This window comes from Wolbachia endosymbiont of Drosophila leontia, assembly GCF_028981785.1.
GTDB classification, from domain to species: Bacteria; Pseudomonadota; Alphaproteobacteria; order Rickettsiales; family Anaplasmataceae; genus Wolbachia; species Wolbachia pipientis.
Genome location: NZ_JAPQLK010000105.1, coordinates 1 through 9,764, shown reverse-complemented (window position 1 = coordinate 9,764; position 9,764 = coordinate 1). Strand labels below are relative to the sequence as shown.

General features: G+C 35.3%; 6 protein-coding genes and 1 tRNA gene. 2 read left to right on the top strand and 5 right to left on the bottom strand.

The features are described 5' to 3' along the window. Positions 1–201: 201 nt before the first annotated feature. From OZD63_RS03410 to OZD63_RS03395, 4 genes are all read right to left on the bottom strand, one after another. Positions 202–567, bottom strand: coding sequence for a hypothetical protein (locus OZD63_RS03410; protein WP_274979809.1), 366 nt, complete (start codon positions 565–567; stop codon positions 202–204). Positions 568–688: 121 nt separating this feature from the next. Continuing rightward, positions 689–2,356 carry an aminopeptidase P family protein gene (locus OZD63_RS03405; RefSeq protein WP_275008119.1) on the bottom strand — a complete coding sequence of 556 codons (1,668 nt, stop codon included), beginning with the start codon at positions 2,354–2,356 and terminating at the stop codon, positions 689–691. An 8-nt stretch (positions 2,357–2,364) separates the two neighbouring features. Beyond that, positions 2,365–4,299 (bottom strand): tRNA uridine-5-carboxymethylaminomethyl(34) synthesis enzyme MnmG, encoded by a 1,935-nt coding sequence (gene mnmG, locus OZD63_RS03400; RefSeq protein WP_274979811.1) that lies wholly within the window; start codon positions 4,297–4,299, stop codon positions 2,365–2,367. A 290-nt stretch (positions 4,300–4,589) separates the two neighbouring features. Continuing rightward, positions 4,590–4,665, bottom strand: a tRNA-His gene (locus tag OZD63_RS03395). Positions 4,666–4,815: 150 nt separating this feature from the next. On the opposite strand from OZD63_RS03395, the gene murJ reads away from it, so the two are divergent. Both murJ and OZD63_RS03385 read left to right on the top strand, forming a co-directional pair. Further along, a complete protein-coding gene (gene murJ, locus OZD63_RS03390) occupies positions 4,816–6,303 on the top strand; it encodes a murein biosynthesis integral membrane protein MurJ (protein WP_275008118.1) in 1,488 nt (495 codons plus the stop codon). 3 nt (positions 6,304–6,306) lie between these two features. Further along, positions 6,307–8,850, top strand: a complete 2,544-nt coding sequence (locus tag OZD63_RS03385; protein WP_275008117.1) for an AsmA family protein — start codon at positions 6,307–6,309, stop codon at positions 8,848–8,850. A 54-nt stretch (positions 8,851–8,904) separates the two neighbouring features. Here OZD63_RS03385 and OZD63_RS03380 read toward each other — a convergent pair whose 3' ends face one another. After that, positions 8,905–9,687: a phage portal protein gene (locus OZD63_RS03380; protein WP_275008120.1), complete on the bottom strand. Its 783-nt coding sequence runs from the start codon at positions 9,685–9,687 to the stop codon at positions 8,905–8,907. Positions 9,688–9,764: the final 77 nt, after the last annotated feature.

Below are 9,764 nucleotides of genomic sequence, written 5' to 3'. Positions count from 1 at the left end.
TTCATGAATTTATTGTACGTTACCTACTATCCGAAGAGCGATGCAACAAAGCCATCCCAGTGTCAAGCACCGGGATGACACCTCCGGGCACTGCCGTCATAAAGGAACCAGTGTCAGCTACTTTCATGACATCAATAATTGACCTCGACTTACCGTCCAACTAGAAAATTGTATATAGAATGACAGAAATCCAGATGTTATTTACTTACTTTCGATCTTTTCTATCAATTTTTTAACTAAGCCTCTTAGCTTTTTACTGGACTCATCAAGCTCTTGAATCTGCGAGCTGTGCTCTTTCATTAGTTCCTTATAGTTACCTCTTATGTAGTCAATCATTTCCTTCATCTGAGCAATCATCTTGTTAACATCCACACTGCCCAAATCAGGTATCATGCCAGGCATAGCCCCTTCTAACATACCGCCAGCCATAAGCTGCTGAGACATTTGCATAAATGGTTTTAAAGTCTGATTAAGCAATTCAGGATCCTTGGCTAATTTTTCTATTTGCTCTTTGCAAGTATCCATATACTGCTTCATAAACTCATCTTCTTGCCCTTTGTCTATCATAATTATAACCTACCTAAAAATACGTGTTCTTCATTGTATATTATTTTAAAATTAAAAACAATACAAAATACCTGTCACAATTGCATTAATACTTTTTAAATAATAAAAAATGCTCCTTTGCTTATAAAGGGTCACATACCTTCTTTAACCATTCCTTATCTTTTACGCTATTTTCTAAGTTTTTATAGACAAATTGATGGTAGCCATTTATCCATTCAATTTCATCCTTAGTAAGCATTTGCACATTTATTAGTCTTCTATCATATGGAATAGAGGTCAGTTGTTTAAAGTTTAAGAAGCCATTCTCTTGCCTGTCAACATATATCAGGTTTTCAATTCTTATTCCATACTCTCCCGGAATGTAATAGCCAGGTTCGTTGGAAAGTATCATCCCTGGCGTGAGTTTCACTTTATTACTTTTTGATATTGCTTGTGGTCCTTCGTGTACTGATAGGTAACTTCCTACTCCATGCCCTGTACCATGCATATAGTCCATTCCAAATTTCCATAAATGCGTACGTGCCAATATATCCAATTCTCCACCAGTAGTGCCAGAAGGAAAGATGACACTTGCTATAGCAATGTAAGCTTTCAACACTATTGTATAGTGGGTTATTTGCTCATTGGTCGGATTACCAACCACTACAGTTCTTGTCACATCAGTTGTACCATTAAGGTATTGGCCACCAGAGTCAATCAAATATAGTCCACTTTTCTGAATTACCTTATTCGTCTTACTGCTTGCACGATAGTGAATTATTGCTCCATTCTCATTAAATGCTGAAATTGTTGGAAAACTTAGTTGCTTAAACAAATTCTGCTCTTTTCTGTATTCTAAGAGTTTCTCTTCAGCTTCAAGCTCTGTACCAACATTATTTTCAAGCCAATGTAGAAAGTTTGTAACTGCCACTCCATCTCTGATGTGCGCATTTATAGCCCCAGCTATTTCAGTTTGGTTTTTTACTGCTTTATAAATCAGACAAGGATCCTCTCTTTCAGCTACCTGTTTATCTTTTATTACAGCCATAGTACTCATTGGAGTTGTGTTTGGATCTATAACTATTGAATTTAGCTTGTGCAGCGAATTTTCTAGCTCACTAATATCAAAAATATTTATATGATTGCCTAAATTTGCTTCTATAGTTGAATGTTCTTTATCTTGAATAAACAAATCAACATTACCGCTTTTATACAATATAGCACGGCCCAATATACATGGAGTATATTTAGCATTTTCATTTCTTAAATTTAATAACCATGAAATTGAATTTGGATCAGTTAAAAGCACTACTTCAGCTTCTTTATCTATGCTTTTAGCTATTTTTTCACATTTGTCCCTACTACTTTCACCAGCATATTCAATAGAATGTAAAACCACTGCTTGTTTTCGACAGTCACTTTTTTTTCCAGCTAAACAGGGTATTAATTTACAGATATTCTCATACTTTCTTATATCTTCTATGGTAAAATATTGCAAATAATAACCTAGTGAGGCAGTTGATGTTAAGTTTGCTTTTATCCATTCGCGTGGATCCTCTTCTTGTATATTATACACTTGAAAATTGCCCCGATCGAGCTGATTGCGAGCTTGTGTGATGTAGCGTCCATCCGTAAAAAATGGGCACTTGTTGTCTTTTGTAACGATAAGTAGCCCATTTGTTCCTGTGAAGCCACATAACTTGGTTAACTCGTCTGAATATTCACTTAAATATTCATCTTTAGTATGCAATATAAATGCGTCAACATTTGTTTCACGCATAAAAGATCGAAATTCTTCGATTTTTGACATAGAACACCTCATACAAAATTAGCAGCCACTTTCGTTTTCCTGTTTCTCAAATACACTAATATGCTCACTATCGCTGCAGGAGTGATGCCTTGTATTTGCTTTGCAATGCCAATCGTCGCTGGTTTTATCGTCTGCAACTTTTCTATTACTTCACTTGACAGGCCTTTAACTTGTGAATAGTTGAAATCAATAGGAATTTGAGTGTTAATTTCCTCTCGTAAAAACTTCATATCCGCTTCTTGTCTTATTAGATAAGGTTTGTATTTTGCTTCAATTTCAACCGCTTCGCATATTTCATTCTTAGCTCTATTATCCGCTTTGGTGTGTCCCATTTTGTCATTCCAGCGCGTGACGCTGCTTAACTCCGGCCATATTTCTTGTAATTTATTCCAGTCGATGTTTGGATAGCTAAGTAAATCTAGTGCCGTTTTTCTTATCCCATCATAAGATATTTTGATACCATAAGACCTAAGCTGCTCAGGAGTAATCGTCAGACTCCCTAACTTCTCTTCAAGCTGCTTAATGGATTCAAGTTTATTCTGTAAAACAGAGTATCTCTCATGCGAAACAAGGGAAATATCATAACCTTTTTGTGTTAATCTTCTATCTGCATTGTCTGACCTGATAGCTAGCCTATATTCTGCACGTGAAGTAAATAATCTATAAGGTTCGATCACCCCTTTGATGACTAGATCATCTATCATTACGCCGATATATGAGTCTGTGCGATGAAGAACAAAGCTTTCTTTTTTTTCAGATGCAGAGAGTGCTGCATTAATTCCGGCGATAATTCCTTGCCCTGCTGCTTCTTCATATCCAGTGGTGCCATTAATTTGGCCAGCAAAATATAGGCCTTTAACTTTCTTAGTTTCGAGAGTATGAAACAGCTCTCGTGGGTCAATATAGTCATACTCAACTGCATATCCAGGTCTTAGTATTTCTGCATTTTCAAGTCCCTTGATACTCTTTATCATTTCACACTGCACCTCAATAGGCAATGAATTTGAAATTCCGTTCGGGTATATAGTATCATCATTCAAGCCCTCTGGTTCTAAAAATATTTGATGACTACTTTTTTCTGCGAATTTTTTAACCTTAGTTTCAATGGATGGGCAGTATCTTGGTGCTATAATATCATCCAAATACGAAGAAGCTGACCTGTGCAGATTCTCTCTAATTATTTTATGCGTGTTTTCATTAGTATGGGTAATAAAGCATGATACCTGAGGTTGGTTAATTTTTTCTGTTAAGTAAGAAAACGGCACAGGTGGATTATCGCCCACTTGTTCTTGCAATATTGACCAGTTTATAGTGCCACGATCAAGCCTTGGCGGAGTTCCGGTACGCAATCTACCTAATTTAAAATTATATTTCTTCAACGTATTTGCAAGTTCTACGGCAGGCTTATCTCCCATTCTCCCTGAAGGAGTTACCTGCTCTCCTATATGAATCACACCCCGCAGAAAAGTCCCTGTAGTTAGAACGACTTTACTTGTCAGTATATGCTCCCCTGAGCTTGTTATTACAGCTTTAATGCACAATTCTCCATTGTTATTACTCTCTATAAGAAAATCGTCAACCGACTCTTCTTTTACCGTCAAATTATTATAATTTAGAACAATTTCCTGTATTGCTTGCTTGTATAATTTTCGATCTGCCTGTGCACGTGGTCCCCACACTGCCGCACCTCTGCTGCTATTTAAAATGACTGAGTGTATGCTTGCTCGGTCGATTGCTCTTCCCATTATTCCATCAAGAGCGTCAACTTCCCTGACTACAACACCCTTTGCAACTCCTCCGATTGCTGGATTGCAGGACATTTCCCCTATAGTTGAAATTTTATGAGTTATAAGCAGCGTGTTTGCACCAAGGCGAGCTGCAGCAGCAGCAGCTTCGCACCCTGCATGACCACCACCTACCACCACTACATCATATTTATGCATGCTTTTTAAGTAATTCGTACCCTACTAATATTCCGACTATTAGCGGTTAATGTCAAATTTTACAGTAATTATAGCCTTTCTTATAATAGTCCGAATGCGATAAGATATGTGTTTATGGCTATAGCAGGCCAATAGCATATTACGGTCTGTTCGGATTATTGTAAAAAGAGCTATAACTATTTCAATCATCAGTGGCCAATGTATAGCTAACTCACGTCATACCGTCACGGTATCTCTAGATCCCGCCAACAAGCAGCGGGATGACGGTTTTTCAAATTATCGGGTTTTAGTGGGGCGAGCGACCAGGATCGAACTGGCGACATTCAGTACCACAAACTGACGCTCTACCAACTGAGCTACGCCCGCCAAGATATAAAATTTCTAACATAAGAGCGCAAATAGTCAATTGATTATTTAACTCTCCTTTTGCAGAGGGTTTTAAGTTTAGCCAATAAATATTTTCATTGATACTTTTACCATTATAGTTAATCGTATTGACACTAATGAAGTAGTGGTATGTTTAAAAGTATTTTCACATTTAGTTTTTTTACGGCTATTTCAAGGATCTCAGGGTTAATAAGAGATGTATTGATTGCTACGGTCATTGGTGCGAACTCTCTTGCAGACATATTTTTTTCTTCGTTTCGCTTTGCCAATCTATTTCGAGCATTTTTTGCAGAAGGAGCGTTCACTACCTCATTCATACCGTTATATTCGACAGAATCATATGATAATAAAAAGGCATTTAATTTTGCAAGTAGTGTAATATCCATTACGTTTATTATCTTAGTAATTTTTTGCCTTATTATGCAAGCTTTCTCCCCTTATATGATTCAAATTTTTGCTCCTGGATTTGACCAAAGTAAGTTTACCCTTACTGTTACTTTATCAAGAATTATGATGCCCTACATAATCTTTGTTTCAATTGCATCACTTATTGGTGGAATGCTGCAAGTAAAGCAGCATTTTGCTTCAACAGCTATTGCACCAATCGTTTTGAATCTTTGTTTAATCATCAGTTTGTTTGTGCCTTACGTAAAAACCTCAGCGCACAACCTTTCTATAGCTGTGCTGATAGGAGGAGTTTTTCAGTTGTTGCTGATGCTATTTAGTGCATATAAATTAAAGGCAGCTTTTTCTTTTAGCCTTGAATTAAGCAATGAAGTAAGGTTATTTTTTAAGCGTGTGGTACCTGCAATTATCAATAATTGTGTAACTCAAATAAGCTTATGGATTGATACAATCATGGCGAGTTTTATACCAAATGCGGTGTCCTATATATATTATGCCGATAGACTAAATCAACTACCGCAGGGAATAATCGGTACTGCAATTGGCACAGTGCTTCTTCCTTTAATTTCAAAACAGGTGGATAATACTGAAAATATAGTCAAAATACAGAACAAGGCTCTCAACATAGGATTAATGTTAATTATGCCAACAACTGCTGCCTTTACCATTATTCCCGACATAATTTTACTTACGCTTTTTTCTTACGGCCGGTTTGATCATTATGCAGTGCAGCAAACTGTTCCCACTTTAATAGCATTTTCTCTTTCTTTACCTGCATTTATTATAAATAAAGTATTGCTACCTACATTTTTTGCTAAAGGCAATCTGAAAATACCAACCATATTTTCGCTAATGTGTCTTGGAATTAATGTAGTGCTAAACCTTTTGTTAATGAACGAGTATCAGCATACGGGGATTGCTATTGCTACTTCCGTTTCCACTTGGATAAACTCCATTCTATTAATTAGTTATTTAACAATAAATAAAATGTATAAGGTTAGCCAAGCGTTATTGTTAAATGTCATGAAAATTTTTGTAGCAACGGCAGTCATGTCAATAGCCCTTTATATTTTTAATTCTTTGTTGGCAGGATTATTTTTTGATAAAATATTGGCTCGTATTGTTTATTTAACGACTTTAATAGCTTTGAGTGTTATTGTTTATTTTGGTATTCTCTATTTAATATTTAAGGGAAACTTTAAGCATGTGTAAATTATGAGACTTTCTTTATATGCTATATTATCAATCTCACTGCTATTAATTCTCATGCATGTTGCTGCAACTTTTAAGGATTGGAGTGGCTACAGGAAATATATCATAAAAGAGTTAGAGAAGACGTATGATGCTAAAGTGCATATTGGGGGAAAAATTAAAGTTTCGTTGATTACCCCAAAGCTCACCATTTATAATGTATACGTACAATACAACGAAAATAAAGAGCAAAAGTTGTCAGATTTAATTAGTGTAAGAAAAATTGAAATAAGGCCATCGTTCCTATCGTTGTTTTTATTTTCGTTGCAACCAAAGTCAATCACATTGTTTGGCATGAAAAGCAACAAAGAAAATTTACCTAATATTATAAATACAAACGCCAGTGGTAACACAGTCAATATAGTAATAAAAGACAGCCAAGTAAGTTTCAAGAATGATTTCGCTGATATTGTTAACATAAAGGAAGTTGCTGTAAAAAAAAATAAGCAGTTTTTTGGTAAAGTAAAGGTAGGTGATAATAATTACGATTTTTCAGGAAAGGTTAATATCACAAAAAGGAATGTACACATTAGTGTTGAATCAAATTTTGTAAATTTGCTATTTACAGGTAATAGAAATCAAGAAGAACTCCAGGGTAATTTAACATTAACAATTAATAACAGTTCCGGTTCTGTGAGTGATTTAGCAAAAATCATTAATCTTAGCTTTCTCTCTTGTGTTATTCCTAGCGAAAATATCAAGATATCATCCGATATAAGTCTTAATGAAAGTGAGTTTACGGCAACTGACTTAAAAATTGATTCCAAAAGCATGCAAGCCAGCGGTACAATACAAAATGATAGAAAAGGCAATCACACTAATTTCAATATTAGCTTCAGTAAAGTTGATTTAGATTCCATACAAAATGATTCACAAAGAACAATGAATATGAAGGATCTTCTGGAATGTTTTAGAGCAGTTGTGCCAAAGAACTTGAGCTTAAATTTTAATATGGAAGCTTCTAACATTCAATATCAAAACAAAATATTGGACAATTTCCGTGCTGTACTAAAATCCACTGATGGCAAAGTAAAAGTTAATACGCTTCTTAAATTTCCTGGAATCAATAATATATCTTACTTATCAGGAGAGATCTCAAACAATAATGTCCTATCTGAATTCAACGGTGATTTATTAGTCGAAGGAAATGATTTTGAGTCATTCATTTCATGTTTTTTCCCTTCTATAAAGATGAAAGAAAATCAGAAAAATCAATTTACACTAAGTTCTAAACTGCACCTTGCACCAAGAATATTATCTATCTCAGACATTAGACTGCTAAATAATAAGGAATCCTTGCAAGGATCAATTAGAGTAAGCCACACAAAAAAACGCAGTGTGATCGATGGTGAATTTAGCATGCATAATCTTGATGCAGATAAATATGATCATTCATTATTTAGCAGTTTACCTAAAATGCAATGGCTGAAAAATTTTCAGTATGATACAAATATAAAGGCCCGTGTTAATAACCTTACATTGAATGATACGAAAATTAAAAATTTGGATTTTTTGCTGAAAATGGAAAAAGGTAAGCTAGTTGCAGATAAAATAAAACTATCTGGAGAAGATTTCGATATTACCGGTAATGCAAAAATATTAGCAGATCAAAAATACGCCAAACCTTTATTAGATGTTAACCTTACGGGCAGTAAATTTAATGGAAAAATTATTACATTACCAAATTTAGTAGAGGCGAAAAGAAATTCAAGAAATGAGATAGATCAAATTCAATGGTCAACAAAGCAGCTTGATTTTTTGGATGATAAAGAAGGCTTTGATGCAAATGTGCAAATCAATACTGCAGAATTTAAAACCGAGCAGAATGTTTTAAAAGATTTTAATTTGGATGCGGTAATGAGAAACAACACTATCACTATCAGGCAGGCAAGTTACGTATTAGAACACGGGCAAGTGTTTTTTCAGGGTTATTTAAGATCAGACTCAATAAATACAAGGTTTTCTATTGTAAATTTGGACACTAAAAAGATTGGTAAGGTTATAGGAATTGACAATGTAAATGGTCAGGTAAGCTTAAATGGTGAAATCAAAACTCAAGGAAAAAGTTTTCATGATTGGGCTAGTAACTTATCAGGAGATGTAAACTTACAAGCGCAAGGAATAGAAGTTACTAATGTAGATTTCAATTCATTTATCACTAATTTGTTAAGCAGTAATAATAAGTCTGAAATCTCCACACTTGCTTATATTGATATATATAACGGTAAAACATTTTTTGAAAATATTAGCGGAAAAGCAAGTATTAAGAGTGGCATATGTTCAACTAGTTTACAATTCGGGATTGATCAAGCATCAGGGTCGATCTCTTCTAATTTGACCTTATCTAACTTCACTTTAAATTCTATATTCAGGTTCTTTTTCATACCACCAAATTATAGTAATCCAATCTATATCGATATGCATTTGGATGGCCCTATTTGGCGTCCTAAGATGAGTTTTGATGTAGATCAAATCTTCATCGCTCTGGTTGGCAAGAAAAATAGTTAATTTACTTAGGTGTACGGTTTAGGGGACAATGAACTCATCTGAACGGATACAAACTTAACCTAACTCATCACCACCTGGCAGTGGTGGCAAGCCAAATGCTTCTCTCTTTTCGTTGAGCGTCATGAAGCTTGCGTTTTCTACGTATTTCCACAACTTTTGTCTTTTTTCCATGAGAATTTCTATTGCATCTTTGTCATACGACAAGCACAGATCTTCACCAAATCTTGGTATCAGCCAAGAATTCAGGTGACAGATAATATTTTCTAGCGTTGGTAAAACCGTCTGCCCCCAGAGGGATAAGCGTGCTTCGACTAAATTGCTATAAGTGTTATCACCCGGTATGCCAAGCAATTGCGGTGGAACGCCAAAAGCTAGCGCAATATCACGAGCTGAGCTGTGTTTGGACTCAATAAAATCCATATCCCTTGGCGATAAGCTCATTTCTTTCCACTCCAAGCCTCCTTCAAGCAATATCGGTCTTCCAGCGTTTATAGAACCTGAATAATGATCATTTATCTGCGCTTTTAAGCGTTGGTACTGCTCTTGACTTAAATTTCCACCACTCCCGTCTTTCGCTGATTTCACAACTATTGCACCACTTGGTCTTGCCCCATTTTGCAACATCGCTTGATTCCAAGCACCCGCCTGATTATGTTGATCTATGCTATATGCAGCTGCCTCAATTGGTGATAACCCATACCAATCATTCAAAGGATTAAAGGTCTTTAAGTGCAACACTGCTGAACATCCAGTTAGTTTATCAACTTTAAAGTCATAACTGTTGTTATTTATGGTATAACGATAGATATAAGAACCTGTTAAGGATCTCGAAAATATGAGGTAGAATAAGCATAGTTAAGAAAGAGGTATATCTATGCAAAAAAGCTATCCAAGCGATATAAGTAAAGAACAAT